Source organism: Woeseia oceani (assembly GCF_001677435.1).
Lineage (GTDB): Bacteria > Pseudomonadota > Gammaproteobacteria > Steroidobacterales > Woeseiaceae > Woeseia > Woeseia oceani.
Genome location: NZ_CP016268.1, coordinates 3193799 through 3215812, shown reverse-complemented (window position 1 = coordinate 3215812; position 22014 = coordinate 3193799). Strand labels below are relative to the sequence as shown.

At 58.9% G+C, this 22014-nt stretch carries 19 protein-coding genes; 10 read left to right on the top strand and 9 right to left on the bottom strand.

Features of this window, described 5'->3' with window-relative positions:
• Position 1: 1 nt before the first annotated feature.
• The 3 genes from dnaG to rpsU form a co-directional block, all read right to left on the bottom strand.
• Positions 2-1765, bottom strand: a complete 1764-nt coding sequence (gene dnaG / locus BA177_RS14545) for a DNA primase (RefSeq protein ID WP_068617381.1) — start codon at positions 1763-1765, stop codon at positions 2-4.
• 174 nt (positions 1766-1939) lie between these two features.
• Complete coding sequence (locus BA177_RS14540; protein ID WP_068617380.1) at positions 1940-2386, bottom strand: GatB/YqeY domain-containing protein; 447 nt, start codon at positions 2384-2386, stop codon at positions 1940-1942.
• A gap of 67 nt (positions 2387-2453) precedes the next feature.
• Positions 2454-2669, bottom strand: a complete 216-nt coding sequence (gene rpsU, locus BA177_RS14535; protein ID WP_068619441.1) for a 30S ribosomal protein S21 — start codon at positions 2667-2669, stop codon at positions 2454-2456.
• A gap of 161 nt (positions 2670-2830) precedes the next feature.
• Between rpsU and tsaD the strand changes: the two genes are divergently transcribed.
• The 3 genes from tsaD to folK are packed head-to-tail and all read left to right on the top strand — an operon-like array spanning position 2831 to position 4720.
• A complete protein-coding gene (tsaD, locus tag BA177_RS14530) occupies positions 2831-3844 on the top strand; it encodes a tRNA (adenosine(37)-N6)-threonylcarbamoyltransferase complex transferase subunit TsaD (protein WP_068619439.1) in 1014 nt (337 codons plus the stop codon).
• Positions 3845-3860: 16 nt separating this feature from the next.
• Positions 3861-4220, top strand: a complete 360-nt coding sequence (folB, locus tag BA177_RS14525) for a dihydroneopterin aldolase (RefSeq protein ID WP_068617378.1) — start codon at positions 3861-3863, stop codon at positions 4218-4220.
• 8 nt (positions 4221-4228) lie between these two features.
• Positions 4229-4720, top strand: coding sequence for a 2-amino-4-hydroxy-6-hydroxymethyldihydropteridine diphosphokinase (folK, locus tag BA177_RS14520; protein WP_068617376.1), 492 nt, complete (start codon positions 4229-4231; stop codon positions 4718-4720).
• 21 nt (positions 4721-4741) lie between these two features.
• Here the strand turns inward: folK and BA177_RS14515 are convergent, their stop codons facing one another.
• Entirely contained in the window at positions 4742-5473 is a 732-nt protein-coding gene (locus BA177_RS14515) for a pteridine reductase (protein WP_068619437.1), read from the bottom strand.
• 84 nt (positions 5474-5557) lie between these two features.
• On the opposite strand from BA177_RS14515, the gene BA177_RS14510 reads away from it, so the two are divergent.
• Positions 5558-6748: a class I SAM-dependent methyltransferase gene (locus BA177_RS14510; RefSeq protein ID WP_068617375.1), complete on the top strand. Its 1191-nt coding sequence runs from the start codon at positions 5558-5560 to the stop codon at positions 6746-6748.
• A gap of 45 nt (positions 6749-6793) precedes the next feature.
• Positions 6794-7591 (top strand): undecaprenyl-diphosphate phosphatase, encoded by a 798-nt coding sequence (locus BA177_RS14505; protein ID WP_068617373.1) that lies wholly within the window; start codon positions 6794-6796, stop codon positions 7589-7591.
• 96 nt (positions 7592-7687) lie between these two features.
• Here BA177_RS14505 and BA177_RS14500 read toward each other — a convergent pair whose 3' ends face one another.
• Complete coding sequence (locus BA177_RS14500) at positions 7688-8929, bottom strand: multifunctional CCA addition/repair protein (RefSeq protein WP_068617371.1); 1242 nt, start codon at positions 8927-8929, stop codon at positions 7688-7690.
• A 175-nt stretch (positions 8930-9104) separates the two neighbouring features.
• Between BA177_RS14500 and BA177_RS14495 the strand changes: the two genes are divergently transcribed.
• The gene (locus BA177_RS14495) at positions 9105-10193 is read left to right on the top strand and encodes an aminopeptidase (protein ID WP_082990135.1); all 1089 of its coding nucleotides are present in this window, start codon (positions 9105-9107) and stop codon (positions 10191-10193) included.
• Positions 10194-10209: 16 nt separating this feature from the next.
• Here the strand turns inward: BA177_RS14495 and BA177_RS14490 are convergent, their stop codons facing one another.
• The 3 genes from BA177_RS14490 to BA177_RS14480 all read right to left on the bottom strand — a co-directional run bounded on the left by BA177_RS14490 (position 10210) and on the right by BA177_RS14480 (position 13875).
• On the bottom strand, positions 10210-12162 hold the full coding sequence (locus tag BA177_RS14490; protein WP_197493081.1) for a transglycosylase SLT domain-containing protein: 1953 nt from the start codon (positions 12160-12162) through the stop codon (positions 10210-10212).
• Positions 12163-12305: 143 nt separating this feature from the next.
• Positions 12306-13649, bottom strand: a complete 1344-nt coding sequence (locus BA177_RS14485; RefSeq protein ID WP_068617367.1) for a DegQ family serine endoprotease — start codon at positions 13647-13649, stop codon at positions 12306-12308.
• Positions 13642-13875, bottom strand: coding sequence for a hypothetical protein (locus BA177_RS14480; RefSeq protein ID WP_197493079.1), 234 nt, complete (start codon positions 13873-13875; stop codon positions 13642-13644). The genes BA177_RS14485 and BA177_RS14480 overlap by 8 nt, the downstream gene beginning before the upstream one ends.
• Before the next feature lie 846 nt (positions 13876-14721).
• Between BA177_RS14480 and BA177_RS14470 the strand changes: the two genes are divergently transcribed.
• The 4 genes from BA177_RS14470 (at position 14722) to waaA (ending at position 20492) form a co-directional block, all read left to right on the top strand.
• The gene (locus tag BA177_RS14470; RefSeq protein WP_068617363.1) at positions 14722-16869 is read left to right on the top strand and encodes an adenosylcobalamin-dependent ribonucleoside-diphosphate reductase; all 2148 of its coding nucleotides are present in this window, start codon (positions 14722-14724) and stop codon (positions 16867-16869) included.
• A gap of 93 nt (positions 16870-16962) precedes the next feature.
• A complete protein-coding gene (locus BA177_RS14465; protein ID WP_068617361.1) occupies positions 16963-17679 on the top strand; it encodes a TSCPD domain-containing protein in 717 nt (238 codons plus the stop codon).
• Between the two features lie 51 nt (positions 17680-17730).
• Positions 17731-19149, top strand: coding sequence for a bifunctional D-glycero-beta-D-manno-heptose-7-phosphate kinase/D-glycero-beta-D-manno-heptose 1-phosphate adenylyltransferase HldE (hldE, locus tag BA177_RS14460; RefSeq protein ID WP_068617359.1), 1419 nt, complete (start codon positions 17731-17733; stop codon positions 19147-19149).
• Positions 19150-19211: 62 nt separating this feature from the next.
• Positions 19212-20492, top strand: a complete 1281-nt coding sequence (gene waaA / locus BA177_RS14455; protein WP_068617357.1) for a lipid IV(A) 3-deoxy-D-manno-octulosonic acid transferase — start codon at positions 19212-19214, stop codon at positions 20490-20492.
• Here the strand turns inward: waaA and BA177_RS14450 are convergent.
• Positions 20489-21925 (bottom strand): TolC family outer membrane protein, encoded by a 1437-nt coding sequence (locus tag BA177_RS14450; RefSeq protein WP_068617353.1) that lies wholly within the window; start codon positions 21923-21925, stop codon positions 20489-20491. The two genes, waaA and BA177_RS14450, sit on opposite strands and share 4 nt — an antisense overlap.
• Positions 21926-22014 lie beyond the last annotated feature (89 nt).

Below are 22014 nucleotides of genomic sequence, written 5' to 3'. Positions count from 1 at the left end.
TTTATCCGCCGCTGGTCGTATCGCGGCGGTAGGACCGGAGTTCTTGTTTCTGATCGCCCGAAAGCGCGCCAAGTCTTTCTTTTTCAATCAGATTTTCGATTCTTGCTTTTGCGCTGGCCTGGCGTAGCTGGTGCAGGCAGTCTGCCAGCTCGGCCCCCGCGTCAAAATCTTCGCCCAGCGGCAGTTCGGTGGCAGCCAGTTTGCCCAGATGGCGGCCTTCTTTGTGGTGACGCCAGCGCTCCAGCAATCCTGCCGTCGTGATATCGGGGTCGGACTGCGCGCTTTCAATGAGTTCTTTCAACAGTTCGGCGCCGGGGCGGTCAATGCCACCCAGGACCGTCGAGTCCAGTTCCAGGCCCGCTTGCGGGTAGTGCAGCAACAGCGTAATGGCGCGACGGATCACCGAAGGCTTGCCAGTGCCGCTCGACTTGCCGCGTCGTTCGCGCGCCGCAGGCCTGACATGCTCTGAGGCAGCGCCTTTAGCCGGGCGGGTCAGCAATGCCTCCAGCTTCGCTGGCGACAAGCCAACAGTTTCGGCCAGTGTTGCTGTCAACAGTTCGCGATAAAAGCCGTCAGGCAAACGGCTGAGCAGTGGTTTTGCGAGTTCCGCGAGCCGTGCTCTGCCGTCGACGGAAGTGAGCTCAACTTGCGATGCCAGTTCATTGATCAGGAAGTCGGACAGCTGCGTGCCGGCGTCGAGCAGTTTCTCAAACGCGGCTGTGCCGTGTTGCTGCACGAACGAATCCGGGTCTTCACCCTCCGGCAGAAACACGAAGCGAATTTGCCGGCCTTCCCGCATGTGGGGCAGGGCGGTTTCCAGCGCTCGCCAGGCGGCAGCGCGGCCTGCGCGGTCGCCATCAAAACTGAAAAAGACGTCGTCAGACAGTCTGAACAGACGGTTCAGGTGGTCCTCTGTGGTCGCTGTACCCAATGTGGCTACCGCAAAGTCGATGCCATGGCGGGCAAGGCCAATGACGTCCATGTAACCCTCGACGACGACCAGCCGTTCGATATGGCGTATGGCCTGGCGTGCCTCGTACAGACCGTACAGTTCACGTCCCTTGTGGAACAGGGCTGTTTCCGGCGAGTTGAGGTACTTGGGTTCTTCGTCGCCCATGACCCGGCCGCCAAAGCCGATGCAACGACCGCGGGAATCCCGGATCGGGTACATGATGCGCTCGCGAAACCGGTCATAGTGCTGGCCGTTGTCTTTGCGAATGATGAGGCCGGTTGCCAGCAAGCGTTCGATCGCTTCCGGAGAGTCGCCGAACTTGTCCAGCAGCTGGCTCCAGCCAGCGGCCGCATAGCCTATGCCGTAGCGTTTGGCCGTGGCGCCGTCGATATCACGGCGTTTCAGGTAGTCGACAGCGGGTTGGTGGTCACGCAATTCGCTCTGGTAGTGGCGTTCAACCCGTGCGAGCAGTTCGTAGAGTTCGTCGTAGCGTCGTGCCGGCCGCTGGCCATCTTCGCGCGGTACTTCAACGCCCATTGACGAGGCCAGTGCTTCAACCGCGTCGACAAAACTCAGATGCTCGAATTCCATCAGAAAGCCCAGCGCGGTGCCGTGTGCTCCACAACCAAAGCAATGGTAAAAACCTTTGTGCGGGCTGACGGTGAACGACGGTGTTTTCTCGTCGTGGAACGGGCAGACAGCCTTGAATTCGCGGCCCGCTTTCTTGAGCGGGATGCGCCGGCCCAGTACTTCAACGATATCGGCCCGAGCAATCAGGTCATCGATAAAATGCTGAGGAATGAGGCCGCTCATAAGTCTGTTAAACGAATACTCTCAGGCGGAAGGGTCCTGCTGACGCAGGTTTCTGTTAGCAAAATTCGCGCTCTGAACGGCGGCACTTGCGGCTCGGCGGTTGTGGATTGCGCGTGCCTGGAAGAATAGCCAATCGTGCCGCACATGCCACCCCCGAAAAACGGGGTGCTGGGCTCAGCCGGTCAGGCGGGCTTTCACACGGCCGCTGACTTTGCCCATATCGGCACGGCCTTCAGCTTCTGCCTTCACGATGGTCATGACCTTGCCCATGTCACGCATGCCCTCTGCGCCGGTGTCAGCAATGGCTTTGTCAATCAGGGTGTCGAGTTCCGCCTCGCTGAGGGCTTCCGGCATATAGTCTTCGAGTACCGCGATTTCCGCGAGTTCGATATCGGCCAGATCCTGGCGGTCGCCCGCGGTGAACTGTGACACCGAATCCCGGCGCTGTTTGACCATCTTGGTCAGCACGCCACTGACGGCCGGGTCGTCCAGCTCGGTACGCTGATCTATTTCAATCTGCTTGATCGCCGCCAGAGTCATCCGCACCACTTTCAGACGGTGCTTGTCACCCGCCTTCATGGCAAGTTTCATGTCGTTCTGAATGCGTTCTTTGAGCGTCATGAGAGCGCTACGGCGGCGTCGGTAGCAGGCTCCCGGTCATGCGGAGCTCTGCTGTAAGGAGAATTGCTCAGTACAGGCGCTTGCGACGGGCTGCTTCGCGAGAAATGCGCTTCAGGTGGCGTTTAACAGCGGCAGCTTTCTTGCGCTTGCGCTCCTGGGTCGGCTTTTCATAAAACTCGCGGCGACGCAGTTCGGTCAGAACGCCGGCTTTCTCGCAGGCGCGCTTGAAGCGGCGCAGGGCGGCGTCGAAATATTCGTTTTCCTTGATGCGGACACTGGGCATACGATTATCGATTCTGTATTTGGAGACAAAGAAACCCGGCACGGGGCCGGGGCAGACCAGCCATAATATCGGCAGAATCGGCACATTGCAAAGCCTTCGAGCACTTTTTGGCGGGTGCAGAGGCTGGTGCAGGCCGGGCGCTGGGGTATGATGCGGCGCCTATGCAAGTCCTCGGAATAGAAACCAGTTGCGACGAGACCGGTGCCGCCGTCTTTGATACGGAGCGCGGCTTGCTGGCGCAGTCATTGCACAGCCAGGTTGACCTGCACGCGGTCTATGGCGGTGTGGTCCCGGAAATCGCCTCGCGCGACCATATTCGCCGCTTGCTGCCGCTGGTACGGGAGGTGCTGTCCAACGCGGGCATTGAACGTCCCGACGCCGTTGCCTATACAGCCGGACCGGGCCTCGTCGGTGCCTTGATGGTCGGCAGCGGGCTGGCCAATGGTCTGGCCCTGGCCTGGCAAGTGCCGGTGATCAGTATCCATCACATGGAAGGCCACCTGTTGGCGCCCATGCTCGAGGACGAGGCCCCGGCTTTTCCCTTTCTTGCGCTGCTGGTGTCCGGTGGTCATACCATGCTGGTTGGTGTCGCGGGGATCGGTGAATACACGGTACTCGGTACCACGCTGGATGACGCGGCCGGTGAAGCCTTCGACAAAACGGCAAAACTGCTGGGCTTGCCGTATCCCGGTGGGCCGGCGCTCGCGCGTCTGGCTGTAGCCGGCAATCCTGACGCAATTGCGTTGCCGCGGCCCATGTTGAACCGGCCCGGCCATGACTTCAGTTTCAGCGGTCTGAAAACGGCGGTCATGCTGGCGGTGCGCAAAGCGGAGGACGACGGCACGCTGGAGCAGCAGCGCGCTGATATCGCCGCGTCGTTTCAGGAAGCTGTTGTCGATACCCTCGTCGGCAAGACAATTCGGGCCGCCAAAGAGCAGGGATTTCAGCGGGTCGTCATTGCCGGCGGTGTGGGAGCGAACAGCCGCTTGCGCGAACAGCTTGCCGAGCGCTTCAGTGGCCAGGTGTTCTACCCGAGACTGGAGTTCTGCACCGACAATGGTGCGATGATTGCGGTGGCCGGCGCGTGCCGTTTACACGACGCGGCGGCACCCGGCAGTATTGCCGCAATGGCACGCTGGCGTCTCGACTCTTTATCGCCGCCCGGCGCGATCTGAAGGATCAAAATTAGTTATGGATACTATTTTCTTGAGCGACTTGCGGGTCGATACCGTCGTCGGTATCTGGGATTGGGAGCGCAAGATTCGGCAGACGGTCAGCATCGATCTTGAAATGGGTGCGGACATTCGCGCTGCGGCCGCCAGTGATTGCATCGACGACACTCTGAATTACAAACTGGTGGCCAAGCGGGTCAAGGCTTTCGTGTCGGACTCGAGCTTTCAGCTGGTGGAAACCATGGCCGAGAAAATCGCGGGCTTGATTCTCGACGAATTTGCCGTGCCGTGGGTGCAGGTGAGAGTGAACAAACCGGGAGCTATCCGCGGCGCCCGCGATGTCGGTGTGCAGATACGCCGCAGCCAGACCGACGATTGAGTATTGCTGTGACCAGAGTTTATGTCGGCATCGGCAGCAATCTTCGTCCCGAGCAAAACCTGCAACTCGCTATCCGTGAGCTGGCAGCTCGCTACCACCAGCTCGACGTATCGCCAGTCTATCGAAACCCGGCTGTCGGTTTTGACGGCGACGATTTCCTGAACATGGTCGCGGCATTCGATTGCGAGCAGACGCCGGAACAATTGCTGGAGTCGTTCGAGCAAATTCACGATCTGGCGAGCCGGGTGCGCGGCGGTGACCGGCTGGTATCGCGCACGCTGGATATCGATTTGCTGCTGTACGGTGACCGCATCCAGGACAAGCCGCCTTTGCCTCGCGAGGATGTGCTGGACTACCTGTTCGTCTTAAAGCCGTTGGCCGAGCTGGCACCCAACCTGCGCCACCCGCTGACCGGCATGACGATGGCAGAGCACCTGGCCGCGAAACAGTGCGCGGAACACCGACTGGACAGGGTCGAACTGGGGTTTGCGCTCAGCTAGTGCCATTTCCGGACTGACTATCTACCAGCCGATACTGCGGCCACCGTCAACGGCAATGATTTGTCCCGTCACGTAACTGGCAGTTGCCAGATACTCGACACACTCTGCGATATCCTCGGCTGTACCCGGTGTGCCCAGCGGAATCTGCCGCAATATCGATGCTTTCGCGTCGGCACTCATGCCGTCTTCCGGCCACATGATCGCACCAGGTGCGATGCCGTTGACCCGAACCTCGGGTGCGAGGTCTTTGGCCAACGAGCGGGTCAACATAGCGAGTCCTGCTTTGGCCGAGCCGTAAACGCTGTGATCACGCAGCGGTCGTTGCGCGTGGATATCGATCAGGTTCACGATACAGCCGCGGCGACGACGCAGTTCGCCGGCGGCGCTTTGGCTCAAAAACAGCGGTGCCTTGAGGTTGCTGCCAACGAGATCGTCCCAGTCTGACTCGGTGATTGTGCCCAGCGGTGTCGGGTAGAAGCTCGACGCGTTGTTGACAAGGATGTCCAGGCCGCCCGCCCAGCCGACAAATGAGGCAAGCAGCTCGTCGAGCCCGGCAGTGTTGTTGAGATCGGCCTGAAAAACCTGTGCGCTGTTGGCGCGTTCTTCATTCAGGCTGTCGCATAGTGTCTTTGCTTCGGCCAGCGAACCGCGGCAATGAATGCCGACGGTAACGCCCAGTGAGTGCAGATGTAGGGCGATGCCAGCACCAATGCGGCGGGAGGCGCCGGTAATCAGCGCGCACTTGCCGAGCAGGATTTCGTTGTTCGGAGTTGCCACTGCCAATAATTCCGCTTGAGAGAGTACAAACGCGGCCATTGTTGGATACCATTCGCCGCTATGCAACCGCAACGCACCCCAGCTAACAACTTGCCCGAGCCGCATCCCGACAGTTTGCAGCACAGCAAGCGTGTGTCTGCGAGTCTGGTGCGCGCTATTGAAACCGCAGGTGGCAGCATCAGCTTTGGCGAGTTCATGCAGCACGCTCTGTACGCTCCGGGGTTGGGTTATTACGTCGCCGGTACGCGGAAATTCGGCGCCGACGGTGATTTCGTCACGGCTCCGGAAGTGTCGCCATTGTTCGGCCGGGTCCTCGCCACGCAATGTGCGGCAGTGCTCAGCGGTATTGCCGGTGGCCGGATACTGGAACTCGGCGCCGGTAGCGGCGCACTCGCAGTACAGATTTTGCAAAAGCTCGAGGAATTGGATTGCTTGCCCGAGCGCTACCAGATACTCGATGTTTCAGCCGACTTGCGTGACAGGCAGCAACAGCTGATTCGTGAGCAGTTGCCCTCAATGCTGGGCCGGGTTGAGTGGATACAGCAACTGCCCGCGGGTTTTCGCGGGGTGGTTGTCGCCAACGAGGTGGCCGATGCACTGCCGGTCGAACGCTTTATCAAAGTGGACGGCGAGGTTGCTCAGCTCAGAGTTGCGCTGGATGAGTCGGGTTTCGTCTGGCGGGTAGCGACGGCGCCGGAGTGGCTTACGGCGGGTGTCCGCGCAATCGAAAAGGACCTGGGCAGCGAGTTGCCCGCCGGCTACCAATCGGAGTTCTCGCCGGGCTTGCAGGGCTGGATTGGCGACCTTGCTGATAGCGTCCAGGATGCGGTCGTTTTGCTCTTCGACTACGGGATTGCGCGCCACGAATACTATGCGCCAGATCGCAACAGCGGCTGGTTGCGTTGTTATTTCCGGCACCACGCGCACGATGACCCATTGCTGTACCCCGGAATTCAGGACCTGACGGCGTGGGTCGATTTCACGGCTGTTGCCGAGGCAGCAGATGGTGCAGGCATGACGGTTGGGAGCTACGTGACGCAGAGCCAGTTTCTGCTGCACGGCGGTTTGGCGGAAGAAATGGCCGACTTCGACAAGCTGGATCAAAGGCAGCAATACGAATTGTCGCGTGCGGTGAAATTGCTTACGCTGCCCGGCGAAATGGGCGAACACTTCAAGTGCCTCGCCCTTTCCAAGGGCAGTGCAAGTGTCCCGGCCGCTATTACCGTATCTGATCGTCGCCACGTCTTATAACCAGCCGCGCAGTACATTGCGCGACACAAGAATAAGGACATTCGTTTGACTACTCTGCATATCATCGTCCTCGCCATTTTCCAGGGGCTTACTGAATTCCTGCCGATCTCGAGTTCCGGCCATTTGGTGCTCGTACCGGCATTCGCACAGTGGGAAGATCAGGGCCTCATGTTCGACGTTGCGGTGCACATGGGTTCTCTGGCGGCTGTGTGCATTTACTTTCGCACAGACATCGCCGGGCTTATTCGCGGCGGTTTCGGCGTCTTGCGTGGTGATCGCCAGAGCTACGATTCGCGGATGGCACTGGCCATCGCGCTTGGCACCGTTCCGGCAGCGATCGCCGGACTGGCTTTCGCGGACTGGATCGAGGCGAACCTTCGAGAGCCTGCTGTAGTGGTGGTTACGCTGTCGCTCTTCGGCGTGTTGATGGCGTTGGCAGACTACCTGGGTCGCCGCGAGCGGACGATCAACGATGTCACTTTGAAAGATGCGCTGATCATTGGTCTGGCCCAGGCAATGGCGCTGGTACCCGGTACATCACGTTCGGGCATTACGATTACAGCAGGGCGGTTACTTGGCTTCAGTCGGCAAGACGCCGCGCGCTTTTCGTTTCTCCTGTCGGCACCGGTCATACTGCTCGCCGGCGGCTACAAGATTCTGTCATTAATTCTCGACGGCACGGCCATCGCCTGGCGTGAGCTGGCGCTGGGGGCGTTGGTGTCGGCCGTCGTTGCCTATCTCAGTATTGAGTTCTTCATGCGCTTCGTCAGCAAGATCGGTTTGTTGCCGTTCGCCGTTTACCGGCTGTTGCTGGCAGGCGTGATCGTCTACGTCTTGCTTTGATTGTCGTGCCTTTTTGGCAACTTGCCAGTGTGCCAGGCCAGCGCTGTTCCCGGTGAATTTGTGCGGGTCGTGACGGTGCGCGGTCAGTTGTGCCGGCTAGTCTTGCGTTGCGTGCAGGTTGGACGCTTTGTAGTCCGCCACTGCCTGCAGTCTGGCCGCACTCATGCTTTTGCCGATTTCAGCACCCGTAAGACCCGCGGCTACGAAGTCCTTTGCCGATACGGTTGCGGCTGCTGCACACGCGCCTCGGAACCAGTCAGCCTGCGGGTATGGCGTGTCTTCAAAGCCGGTTCGGCCCCGTGCGTCAGCTTCGCAGGCGAGCAGGAACTGGGCGAACCGTTCCGGTCGGCGAAACGCATCGCAGGCTTCAATCACCTTGAGCAAGGTCGCCGGCTTCAGTTCAAATGCGCGATGACAATGCGCGTGATACTGCGCGACCACCAGCGCGAGATCACGTGCATTGGAGGGCACGGGTACGCGTTTGCAGAGCTTGCGAATAATTTTGAGGCTACGTTTCTCGTGACCGATATGTTGCGGCAACATCTCCGCCGGCGTCGTCGCTTTTCCCAGATCGTGTACCAGCGCTGCGAACCGAACTGATAATTCGTCGCTCAGCAATGCTGCCTGCGCCACGACCATCAATGTGTGCACACCGCAGTCGATTTCCGGGTGCCACTTTGCCGGTTGCGGGATGCCGAACAGGGTATCAAGTTCGGGGAATACAACGGCGAGTGCGCCGCACTCGCGCAGGACCCGAAAGTAGACGTCAGGCGCGGGGCCTAGCAATGCACTTTCGGTTTCTTTCCAGACCCGGTTGGGCTCCAGTGCGGCAGCTTCGCCGTCATCGACCATTGCTCGCATGAGCGCCATCGTTTCGGCGGCGACGACGAAATCAAATTGTGCAAAGCGTGCGGCGAATTTTGCGGCGCGTAGGATGCGAACAGGGTCTTCGCGAAAAGCATCGGACACATGCCTCAGACGCCTCGCTTTCAGGTCGGCCAGTCCGTTGCACGGGTCAATCAGATTGCCGTCGTCATCTTTCGCGATGGCGTTGATGGTCAGGTCACGACGTTGCAGATCGTCAAGCAGCGTGACCTCGGTCGATGTGTTGAATCGGAAGCCGTGATAGCCGCGCGCCGTTTTCCGTTCGGTGCGGGCGAGCGCGTATTCTTCACTGGTTTGTGGGTGCAGAAAGACGGGAAAGTCCTTGCCGACAGGCCGGTACCCCAGTTCCACCATTTGTTCAGGCGTTGCGCCGACCACGCACCAGTCGCGTTCGCGGACCGGCAAACCCAGTTGTTCATCCCGAACGGCGCCGCCAACAAGGTAAACTTCCATGGTTTTGTTCAATAGTCCTGTCCAATTACAACCGTGCGGCTGTTTAAGGCGCAGCGCGCGATAGCAAAACGGCAAAGATCTGAGTAGGTCAGTCCGTGCTGAAGCAAGGCGAGAGAATACACTACAGGAGTAAAGTGCTTCCTGCCTTATCCGTTACAGAGGGTGCGACAACGAAATGAAGGTGATGTGGGAAAAGCTGTCATTCCCCTGGGGGCTGCGAGCGACGCGCTATCTGGCTGCGGTCGGGGTTGTGTTGTTGCTGGTCATGCAGCAAGGCTGCTACTACGTGCAGGCAACCCGCGGGCAACTCGAGATGTGGCGGAAGGAACGGCCTGTGCAGGAGGTGATCGGCGACCCGGCCACGGCACCAGAGTTGGCGAGCAGGTTGCAGCTGTTGCAGGAGGCGCGCGATTTCGCCAGTGACACAATGCTGCTGCCGGACAATGACAGTTACCGTGGCTATGCGGATCTCGAACGTGACTACGTGCTCTGGAACGTCATCGCCGCGCCCGAGTTTTCTCTGCAACCGAAGACCTGGTGTTACGTTGTCGTCGGCTGCCTTGGCTATCGCGGCTACTTTGCGCGAGAGAACGCGGAAAAGCTTGCGGCAAAGCTCAAAGCCGACGGTTACGATGTTTTCGTTGGCGGTGTTCCGGCCTATTCAACGCTTGGCAAATTCGACGATCCCTTGCTCAATACCATGCTGACCCGTGGCGATACCGATCTGGTTGCGTTGCTTTTCCATGAGCTGGCCCATCAGCAGATGTATATCAAGGACGATACGGCATTCAATGAATCGTTCGCTACAGCGGTGGCCGAACTCGGCGTGCAGCGTTGGCACGCAGAGCGCGGTAGTACCGAGTTGGCGCAGAAGTGGCTTGAGCACGAGCGCCGGAACGCAGAGGTGATGGCGTTGTTCAGCAGCGCGCGTGACGAGTTGCAATCCGTCTACCAGTCCGCATTCACCGATGTACAAAAGCGCGCACGAAAACAGCAAATCCTCAGTCAGCTGCTTGCCGACGCCAATGCCGGGCGCGGTGACGCGGTCAACGGGACTCACGGCGAGTTGAACAACGCGCGGCTGGCAGCGTTTGCCATGTACAGTGATTTCGTGCCGGCATTTCGAGCCGCATTTGCGAACTGCAAGAGTGACTGGCAGTGTTTCTACTGGCAGGTCGAAAGACTGGCGGACTTGCCGTATGAACAGCGGCGGCAAGCATTGGCAAGGCTAAGCGGACAACACGACGCAAGGCCCGCTTCCTGACAGAGCAACTATTCGCCTAATTGGCCGCCAGTCCGCGATTCACCGGTTGCACATCCGGCATACGCACCGATAGCCGCTCGATTTTTCCGCTCAGACGCCAGTTGAATATCGTATCCGCGGTCAATACTTTGCGTACATAGTTGCGGGTTTCCGAATACGGAATGGTTTCGATCCAGATGCTGGCGTTCAATGCGCTGTGCTGCGGTAACCAGGCATCGACCCGCAACGGGCCGGCGTTGTAGGCGGCGGTGGCCAGCACCGGGTTGTCATAGAACCGCGCTTGCATACGGCCAAGGTACCAGGTGCCAAGCCGAATATTGCTGCCGGGGTCTATGAGGGTGATTTGGCCGTCGTAAGGGTGATTGATCTCACGGGCTGTGGTCTTGCCAGTCGACGGCATCAGCTGCATGACGCCGATAGCGCCGGCAGGCGAGCGTATGTCGCGCATGAACAAACTCTCGCTGCGGGCGACGCCGTATGCCCAGCTCGGTCGAATATTGGCCGCCCCCGCATATTCTGTGAACGTTTCAGCGTACGGGAGCGGGTAGCGGATACCGAGATCGTCATACCGGCCGTTATTTGCCGCGGTGGCGATCGCCCGCGAATGCCAGCCCCAGCGATGCGCCAAGATGGCCGCCTGCACTTGTTCGTCGGCGTTAAGGGTTCTTACCGCGGCGTCCCACTCCGAACGACCGCGGCCTTCCAGGCCCGTCATGAATAACTCACGGGCGCGAACAAACGCGGTTTGCTGCGCCAGGTTCTCCAGCACTGCTTCGTCCGCTGGTAAATCGGCATGCGAAAAATTGTATTCCGCGCCGATCGCATCAGCCGCGAGGAAGCCGTAGTAACTGCGTTCTCCCGACAGCGCCACAAACAGGGACCGGGCCGTTGCATCACCCAGTTGTTGACGGGTAACGGCCAACCAGTATTGCCATTGCTCGCTGGCTTTGTCCGTTTCGGACAGTTCGCCCAGGTGCTGCAACGCATTGCGCCACTGGTGTTCGCGCAGTGCGGTGCGAATTCGCCAGTGGCGGACTTCGTCGTCGACCGCCGCGTCCGCCAACCGGGTCAATTCAGCGTAGGCGTTTGCCTGATGGTAGCGTGCGAGCCAAAGGACCGTGTGCCGTGCCAGTGCTGCGCGATCGTTGGCGTCGAATTTGAATTTCGTCGACAGGCTTTGCCAGAAGTCAAACGCGGTTTGGGGCTCGTTGTACGCCACTTGTTCTATGGCTGCGCGCAGCTTCTGTCGATAGGCAGGACTGTCCAGGGACGGCTTGGCGTTGTCGAGAAAGCGAGCAGGGGCGCCGTAGACTTCTGTCCAGCGCTGCGCATCCAGTTGGTGCTCGGCCGACAAGGAACGAGACAGGTACCGAGCGATCGGCAATTGCCGGTTCTCGATTGCCAGCGAGTATCGTTTGGCGTACAGCGTCTCATCGAGCAGTCCAGCCTTTTGCAGCGACTTGAATACCGGGTCGCAGTCGCTGACCTGGTTCTTGCCGACCAGCCACAGTGGGCGGGCACGCGGCAGGATCGCTTCCGGGCTTGTCGTCGCGAGCTCGGTGGCCAACGCCATACAGTCCAGCCGTGCAATGCCAAGGTCGGCGTAGTACTGCTGGTACAGCGCCAGAAAATCGGGCTGTCGGTTGTTGCGCGCCAGATGCAGTGCGTACTGATAACGCAGCTCCCTGGCGGGTTTCAGCATGCCGTAGGTCTGCAGGAAGTCACGTATGGCCGCGTCGTCGGCGCTGCGCAATGTGGCGCGCAAATAGGCGGCCCGCAGGTCCGGCCAAAGTACGTAGTCCGCGAGTAGTTTTGTGTCCTTTGCGCTCAGCTGCCAGATGCCAAGTTCGGCCTCAGCGTAACGCTCGCGGAACGCCTCCCGCTGGGCGTCCAGGTCGGCTCCCGCACAGGCCGCGCTGCTCCATAGCAGGCAAAGCGCACAGGCAATTCGAGTGATTAATCCTGGCATGGGTACGTGCATAGGGCGGTACTGACAGAGGCGTGTTATGAAGTTTGGACAATACTCAGCTCGAACGGTTGCAGCAAGCGGTCGGCCGCACAAAAAAGCCCGGCGCAAAGGCCGGGCCATGATGCTTGCTGAGGCGTGTTGAGCTAGCGAATCTGCAGCATCAACGTGCGCTCACCGCGTCGTACCAGCAGGAACAGGATGCGATTGTTCTCGGCGATCTGACGCAGCTGAGACATGTTTTGCACGCGCTGTCGGTTTACCGCCGTAATGACATCGCCCGCCCGTAAGCCGCGTTGTGCCGCCGGAGAATCTGCCTCGACCGCGGTGACTTCGATACCTTCGCCAGCCGAAGTGGCATTGGCCGAAAACTCCGCGCCTTGCAGGCCTGGATGGATATCCGTGCCGGCACTGACTTGAGCGCGGGCTTCACCCAACGTTGCATTCACCGTTTTACGGCGCCCATCGCGCACATATTCGATTTCGACCTTGTCACCGGAGCCTTTCAGACCAATGGCGTTGGCCAGCTCGCGGCTGTCACCAATTTTCTTTTCGTTGACGCGTACGATGATGTCGTCAACTTGCAGCCCGGCATCCTCGGCGGCTGACCCGGGTGTGATTTCGGATATCAGCGCGCCACGTTCTACCTCGGCTCCGAGTGCTTTGGCGCCTTCCTCGTCGATAGTCTGGATCGTGACACCGAGCAAGCCTCTGCGGACTTCACCGAAGTCGATGAGCTGTCGCATGATTGATTGTGCAATCTCAGTCGGCACAGCGAAGCCGATGCCGACGTTACCGCCGGAGCGGCTGATAATGGCTGAGTTAATACCGACCAATTCACCGTTCATGTTCACCAGCGCGCCGCCCGAATTGCCTGGGTTGATTGACGCGTCAGTCTGTATGAAGTCTTCGTAACCGTTGCGGCTGATGCCGGTGCGGCCGAGTGCGCTGACAATGCCCGAGGTTACGGTATGGCTGAGGCCGAACGGATTGCCGATTGCGATAACGAAATCGCCCACCCGTACATTGCTTGAGTCGCCAATCGGGATGTCGGTCAGATTGTCAGATTCGACCTTGAGCACGGCGATATCCGTAGCGGCGTCGGAGCCAACTACTTCAGCATCCAGTGTCTTGTCATCGTACAGCGAGATCTGGATGCGATCGGCGCCGTCCACGACGTGGTGGTTTGTCAGGATGTAGCCGTTCTCGGCATCCACGATTACGCCCGATCCCGCGCTCGCGACTTCACGCGAACCGCTGGGTGATTCGGGTATGCCGAAAAAACGCCTGAACATCTCATCGCTGTACGGGGAGCCGGCCTGCACCGTCTGGCTGACGCGGATGTTGACGACCGCCGGGGATGTACGCTCAACCAACGGGGCCAGGCTCGGCATTGGCTGATTGCCAACCCTGTCTGGCAGTGCGGCATTGGCTGCTGTAACTGCCAGCAGGCAGATAGCGGCGCAGAAAATGCGAGTTGTTCTAATCATCGGCGGTATTTCCTTTGTTGCTTTGTATGTTGGTTTTCAAACGTAACAATGATTGCGCCCCCGCGTAACGGCGGACAGCATCGGCAGTAATAAAGTTCCGGTTTTCACTGATAATCGGATTGCGTGCATCAATTTGGGCGCCGGTCCGATAAATGCTGATGCGCCATGGTGCCAGTTCGTCGCGTTGGAGTGCAGAAACCTGGTAGCGGCCTGCGATGCGCTGCACTTTCGTCGCCAATTCGATGGCGGCGGGTTGTGTTCGTTGCGCGCGGCATTACCGTCGCTGCAGACCGTTGCCGGCAAGGCTAAATGGCGGCAGAAATACACCCTGAGCAGCGCTGTCGCCCGTGGACTGAGTCTTGTTCGCTTGTTGGTGCGTACGCCGCGCCTGGTTCGCCTGTTCGCTTGTTGGTCGACGGCTGTGTCAGCGGGATCGACGCCGGGGCGATCGGCCGAAGCGCGGCAGGCGTCGTTGTGCCCTTTAATAGCGATGGCCGCGAGCGCGCGCGTCTCGGGTGGCCGATGCGGTTTGCCGGCGGCAGCGGGCGGCTCCTTGCTGCGCAAAATGGGCATGATTGATCCTCCTGTCGGTGCCGCAGATGGTTGGGTGAGTTGCCGAGAGGGTGTATCAGCGTCCTTGTGTGACGGGCTTAATGCGGGCGTGCAGGCCGTTTTCAAGCATTGCGGAGCGCGGCAAAGTGCGCCAAATGGCCATTTTGTTGATTTCACTTAATGCCACTAGATATTGTGCACGTGCATTTCCGTGTTACAGCGCGATTAATTTCCCTGATTCTAAAGCATTTTCCGCTGTAATATGTATAAGTGATTGAAAAGTATAAAGTAAAGTCTAGCGCCGGATATCCTCCCGGCTCTTGACAGGCAACCCTTGCGGGCATAATCTTGTGCCCTGACAGACACAACATCTTGTGTCGCAGATACTGAAGATCTGACGCCAATTTGGCACTCATCGGTTTGTTGGGGCAGCTGGTGAGCGGGGGCCTATTCGCTGAAATTTGGGCGTTGCAGCTGATCCGTGCCGGGCCCTCTAAAGGAATAGGGAGTTGAGGACCACATGAAGTCCGCTGTGAATTTGAACGCTGAAACCGTTGCTGACATTGAGTTTCAGCCCGCATCGCTCGATATTTGGCAGGCAAAGTACCGCCTGTCAGCAAAAGACGGTGCGCCGATTGATCAGACCATTGATGACACTTACATACGGGTTGCGCGCGCTTTAGCGGACGTTGAAGCCGAACCGTTGCGCGAGGAATGGTTCGAAAAATTCCTCTGGGCGTTGCGCAGTGGCGCAATTCCCGCTGGTCGGATTACCTCGAATGCCGGGGCGAAAGAGCACAAGCCGGCGACATCGACCATCAACTGTACCGTGTCCGGTACGGTCGCGGATTCGATGGACAACATCCTGAACAAGGTTCATGAAGCGGGTCTTACGCTCAAGGCCGGTTGCGGAATCGGCTACGAGTTTTCGACGCTGCGGCCCAAAGGCGCTTACGTGTCGGGCGCCGGGGCCTATACGTCCGGGCCGCTGTCGTTCATGGATATCTACGACAAGATGTGTTTCACCGTTTCCTCCGCCGGCGGTCGGCGTGGCGCGCAAATGGGCACGTTCGACGTCGGTCATCCGGATGTCATGGACTTTATTCTTGCCAAGCGTGAGGACGGACGGTTGCGGCAGTTCAATCTGTCATTGCTGATTACTGACGAGTTCATGCAGGCAGTAAAGGCCGATACCGAGTGGAAGCTGGCATTCCCGGTGACACGCAAGGAAATGGATCAGGACGGCCTGGATGTCAACGACGCTTCGCAGTTCGTCTGGCGCGAATGGCCCGAGCCGCAGAATTATGTGCGCAATGCCGACGGCCTCGTTGCCTGCAAGATTTATCGCACAATGCCGGCGCGTCGCGTATGGGACGTCATCATGGCCTCCACTTACGACTTCGCGGAGCCTGGGTTCGTCCTGATCGATCGCGTCAATGAAATGAACAACAACTGGTTCACGGAAACGATTCGTGCAACCAATCCTTGTGGCGAGCAGCCGTTGCCGCCGTACGGTTCGTGCTTGCTGGGCTCGGTGAACCTTACCAAGTTCGTGCTCGACCCGTTCACTGAGAAAGCACGCTTTGATTGGACCGAGTTCCGCAAGGTGGTGAAAGTGTTCACCCGCATGCTGGATAACGTGGTCGAGATCAACGGCCTGCCGCTGGCCCGGCAGCGCGACGAGATTACGCGTAAGCGTCGTCATGGCATGGGCTTCCTGGGCTTGGGATCGACCATTACGATGTTGCGCATGAAATACGGCGAAGAAAATTCCGTAAGTTTTACGGAAGAAGTTTCCAAGCAGCTGGCAATTGCCGGCTGGGAAACCGCGCTCGAGCTGGCCAGGGAGAAAGGTCCTGCGCCGATCATGAACGAAGAATTCACCGTGACCCAGGAAATGCTCAGCAAGCGTCCTGAAATGGTGGCGGATGGGTTGAAAGTAGGCGACAAGGTGCCTGGCCGTGTTCTGCATGCCCGCTACAGTCGTTATATGCAGCGCATCGCCAAGGAATCGCCGGAGCTGGTTGAGCAGCTGGCTGAGACCGGTGCGCGGTTCACACACCACAGCTCGATCGCGCCAACCGGCACAATTTCCCTGTCGTTGGCCAACAACGCGAGCAACGGTATCGAGCCTAGTTTTGCGCACCATTATTTCCGCAACGTCATTCGACAGGGCAAGAAGACCAAAGAGAAAGTTGATGTCCTGTCGTTTGAACTGTTGTCCTATCGTGCCTTGATTAACGAGAAAGCAGCGCCGAACTCAGAGGACAGCGAAGCGGCTTTGCCGGATTATTTCGTAACAGCCGAAGACATTACGCCGAAGGCGCACGTGGATATTCAGGCGGCAGCGCAGAGCTGGATTGATTCGTCGATCTCGAAGACGGCGAATGTGCCGACGGACTATCCGTACGAAGATTTCAAAGACATTTACATGTACGCCTATGAGCAGGGCCTCAAAGGCTGCACGACATTCCGCTTTAACCCGGAAGCGTTCCAGGGGGTACTGGTAAAAGAGCGAGACCTGAAGAATACCGTGTACACCTTTACGCTTGAGGACGGTAAGGAAGTCGAATTGCAGGGTGACGAAGAGATTGAGTACGACGGTGAAGTGCATACCGCAGCGAACCTCTTTGACGCGCTGAAAGAAGGTTATTACGGGAAGTTTTGATCAGCGAACGCTGGTCAGACAGTGGTTTTTATTGTTGATGGCGCTGTGTGCGGTTGATTATCGCCACGTCGCCGGTAAAAGGTCGATATCGAGATGAGTAAAGTACGCATAGACAAGAAAATTGTGGGTTATGCCGTTAAGCAGCCGGTGGACCCGAAAGCAGAGGCGGCCAAACCCGCCGTCACTCGCGTGCCCGCAGAGGAAGGTCGTGCCGAAGTCATTCGGATGCACGAGAAGCTTGAACGACCGGAGATGCTCATAGGCTCAACGTACAAGGTCAAGACCCCGGTGTCTGATCATGCGATGTACGTCACGATCAACGACATCATCCTCAATGAGGGTACGGAGCACGAAAAGCGCCGGCCTTTTGAAATGTTCATCAACTCCAAGAACCTGGATCACTATCAGTGGATCGTCGCACTGACCCGGATCATGTCGGCCGTGTTCCGCAAGGGCGGCGATGTCACGTTCCTGGTTGATGAGCTGAAGGCGGTGTTCGATCCGCGCGGCGGCTACTGGAAGCCGGGTGGCAAGTTCATGCCGTCGATAATCGCGGAACTGGGCCACATCGTTGAGAAGCATTTGATCCTGATCGGTTTGCTGGCCTCACCGGAGCTCGATGCCGCGCAGCAAAAGCTGATTGAGGAAAAGCGCGCAGAGTTCGAAGAAGCAACCCGTCAAGAGGACGCCTTTGCGAAAACCGATTACCCGGCGGGCGCGCAGCTTTGCTCGAAGTGCAACACGGTGGCGCTTGTCATGATGGACGGTTGCATGACCTGCCTGAGTTGCGGCGACAGCAAGTGCGGTTAAGCCGTCGCCGATAGCGACTGCAAGCCGGCAAGGCTGTAGTAATATCGCCGCATGACTCTGACTATCCCCGATTTCAGCGACGGCCAGGTGCTGGTGGCCGGCGATGTCATGCTGGACCGCTACCTGTTCGGCGGCACCAGTCGGATATCACCGGAAGCGCCGGTTCCCGTCGTGCATATACAGGACGAAGATGCTCGTCCGGGCGGCGCGGCTAACGTTGCTGTCAATCTCTCGAGCTTGGGTGTGCGCACACAATTGCTGGGCGTCGTCGGTGACGACGACGACGCGAATTGCCTCGAAGGCTTGTTGCAGCCGCGCGGCATCAAGTGCGATTTCGTACGCGTCCCCGGGCAGCCGACCATTACCAAGACCCGTGTGCAGAGCAGGGGTCAACAGCTCATCAGGCTCGATCGCGAAGAGCGGCTTGCTGCGGGCAGCGAGCGGCTGCTCGAATCGTTGTCGAAGAAAGTGGCCGACTCGCGTGTGGTCATCTTGTCGGATTACGGCAAGGGCACATTGGCTGATGTCCAGCAGATGATTGCTGTCTGCCGGGCGGCAGGTTGCGCGGTCATGATCGACCCCAAAGGCAGCGACTTTGAGCGCTACCGTGGCGCAACGTTATTGACGCCCAATCAGTCGGAGTTTGAAGTTGTCGCAGGGCGCTGCGAGACCGATGAGCAGCTGATTGAGCGTGCCACCGCCATGGTGGACGATCTTGATCTGGAGGCGTTGCTGGTGACGCGCAGCGAGAAGGGCATGTTGCTGATCGAGCGTGGTGAAGAACCGTTCTTGCTGTCCACCCAGGCGCGCGAAGTATTCGATGTGACCGGTGCGGGCGATACGGTTATCGCGACTTTGGCGGCGGCTGTCGCTGCCGGCACTGCGTTGTCGAGCGCTGCAAGTCTTGCCAATCTCGCGGCCGGACTCGTGGTTCGGAAAATCGGTGTTGCTTCGGTTACCCGCTCCGAGTTGCAGGTTGCCTTGCACCAACGCGGGCAAGGCGGACGCGGTTTGGTCACCGAGGCTGAGCTTTCGTCGATGGTGTCTGAATCACGCCAGCGTAATGAAAGGGTCGTCATGACCAATGGCTGCTTTGATGTTCTGCATGCAGGTCACGTCGCTTACCTTGAGGAAGCGAAAGCGCTGGGCGACCGCTTGATCGTCGCCGTTAATGACGATGACTCCGTCCGCCGCCTGAAAGGCGAGTCGCGGCCGATCAATGCGTTGCCAGATCGAATGGCGGTGCTCGCGGGTCTGGCGGCAGTGGATTGGGTCGTGCCATTTTCAGAAGATACGCCAGCACGGTTGATTTCAGCCATCAAGCCGCAGGTTCTGGTCAAAGGTGGCGATTACACCGCGTCCGAGATTGCTGGCGCCAAAGATGTGCTGGCCGCAGGCGGCGAAGTGCGTGTGCTGTCGTTTCGCGATGGCCATTCTTCCAGCAGAATCATCCAGCGACTCGAGGACTGAGCGGTGACCTGCCGCAAGCTGGACGGGCTCTGTCCCGGACAGTCCGGCTAAGGTTCGCGGTCGTGCACGTCGCTTACTGCCTGCTGTCATACCTGCTCCTGCCGTTCTACGCGCTCTATTGGGTTGTCCGCGGTGTTTTTGACCGCAGTTACTGGGATCGGGTAGGGCAGCGGTTTGGCTTTGGCTACCCGCAACTGGGCGAGGGCAGCGTCTGGCTGCACGCTGTGTCTGTTGGCGAAGTACAGGCCTCGGCGCCGCTGGTACGGACATTGCTCACGCAGTTTCCGAACCGCCAGTTGTTGTTGACGACGGTAACGCCGACCGGCGCCGCACATGCGCGCAGCCTGTTTGGCGATCGCATCGTGCACTGTTACATCCCTTTTGAAACTCCCGACGCCGTGGCGCGGTTCTTCAATGCCGTGAAGCCCGCGTTCACCTTGATCATGGAAACGGAGATCTGGCCCAATTTGTACCGGGCCTGCGGTACGCGCAAGATTCCGTTGATTCTGGTCAGCGCCCGAATATCGCCAAACTCAGTGGGCAAGTATCGCCGTTTGCTGCCGTTGTTTCGTGAGACGCTGTCGCACGGCATCCTGATTGCCGCACAAAGCCAGGCCGATGCTGATCGGTTCCTCTCACTCGGTGCGAGCAAGGAACGAACCTGGGTTACGGGCAACATCAAATTCGATATTCAGATGCCAGATGACTTGCCTACGAATGGCCGTGCCTTGCGCCAGGTATTGTGGCCGGAACGGCCGGTGTGGATAGCCGCGAGTACCCACGATGGTGAAGAAGCGGCTGTGATTGATGCGCATCAGGAGGTCCTCAAGACGCACCCCGAGGCATTACTGGTGCTGGTGCCACGGCACCCCCAGCGTTTTGCCGGTGTGGCGGGCTACCTTGAACGTCGGCAAATCGCGTTCGTTACGCGAACCTCGGGGCAGGACTGTACGGCCGATTCGACGGTTTTTCTGCTCGATACGATGGGCGAGTTGCCGCTTTTCTACGCGGCCAGTGACCTTGCCTTTGTCGGCGGTACACTCGTGCCGGTGGGTGGTCACAATTTGCTGGAGCCGGCTTCACTGGCTGTGCCGGTCGTGACCGGGCCGCACTTGTTCAACACTCAGGAAATTGCGGATATGTTTGCGGCGGTTGGCGCGTCGCTGGTCGTCAATGACGCCATGGAGCTGGGCAAGGCGATCTCGACGCTTCTTGCGGACCGCGAGCAGGCGGCTGCGCAGGGTGCGAAAGGACTGGAAATCGTCGCCAACAACCGAGGCTCCCTGAAAAAGCTCCTGGTCTTGCTTACGCCGTTGCTCAAGTCTGACAAGGAGAGCGGCTAACTTTCCGCGGCGGCGCCGAGACCGTATTCTTCAGGTACGACTTCTTCCGGCGGTTTGCGCTCCTTAAGCCAGCGATCAACCTGTTCCAGGTCTTCGACTTTCAGTGTGCCGGCGGCCTGTTTCAGGCGCAGCACATTGCCAACGTACACGTACCTGCTCTGGTAGTAGTTGGTGATCGCCGAGTACAGCGCCCGCTGCGAATTCAGCACGTCAACAATGGTTCGCGTCCCGACGTCAAAACCTGCCTGAGTGGCTTCCAGTGCAGTCCTGCTGGAGGCAACGGCCTGTTCCAGTGCCTGGACGCGACTGATCTCGGACAAAACGCCCAGGTAAGCATCGCGCGTAGCCCGTTCCGTCTCGCGCGCAACTCTTTGCAGTTGCTCTTTGGATGCGCGGTGCAAGTGTACGGCCTCGCGCACGCGGGACGAGGTCCGGCCGCCCGAGAACAGTGGCACGGTCAGTTGCAGGGTAATGGAATCCTGCTGGTTGTTCGTATCGAAGTCGGGAAATACCGTTCCGTCGCGTACCTGGTCAGTGATCTCCGTGTCCGAATCACCGTAGTTCGCGACCAGTTCTACGGTCGGGTAGTGGCCCGTTCGCCGGAAGGTAATTTCGTCGCGGGCGATACGTTCGTCCAGCCGGCTGGAAACCAGCGTCAGGTTCTGATTCATTGCAAGGTCGATCCAGCTGGCTTCGTCACCGGGGTTGGGTGAAGGCAGGGGAAAATCGTCGCCAGGTGCATCCAGCCTGGGTACGTATTCACCGGTGATCTCGCGCAACAATTCCCGGGCGGTGGCCAGTTCGCGTTTTGCGCCTATTTCCGAGGCGATGGACTGATCATAGGCAGCCTGTGATTCCTGAACATCGGTAATGGCTATCAAGCCAACATCGAAACGCTGTTTGGCCTGCTCGAGCTGGCGGGCAATCGCCAGCCGGTCGGCGTGTATGGAGGTGAGTCGATCCTCAGCCGCGAGCACATCGAAATACCGTTGCGCGACACGGACGATGAGGTCTTGCTGGGCGGCTTCGCGTTGCGCTTCGGCTTTGGCGACCTGTTTGCCGGCTTGTTTGAGCGACACAACCTGGTCCCAGCGAAACACCGTTTGGCGGAGATCAAGCTGCCAGCCGGTCGTGTTCGTTGCTGATTCAGAACTGGCCACACCAATGCCGGTACTGTCCTGAAAGATCGTGCGCCCTGAATTCGACGACTGGTCGTAGAAGCCGGTCGCCGACAGTTGCGGCAACAATGCGCTGCGTGCCTGTGGTACCGATTCCAGTGCGGCCAGTCGGCGCGATTCCGCCTCGTGTATCAATGGGTCGCTTTGCAGTGCCTGCTGGTAGACCTCCATCAACGAGGCAGCCTGGGCGGGTCCGGCGCTGGCCATTATGCCGGCAATCGATAGTAAGCTCAGGAATTTATTAGAGTTTTTCATAAACTGCAGTCCACAGGTTAGGTTGCCAATGGGATCTAAGTGTTATAGTTAACTATATCACCATATCAGTCAAGCGGACGTATGCGCCC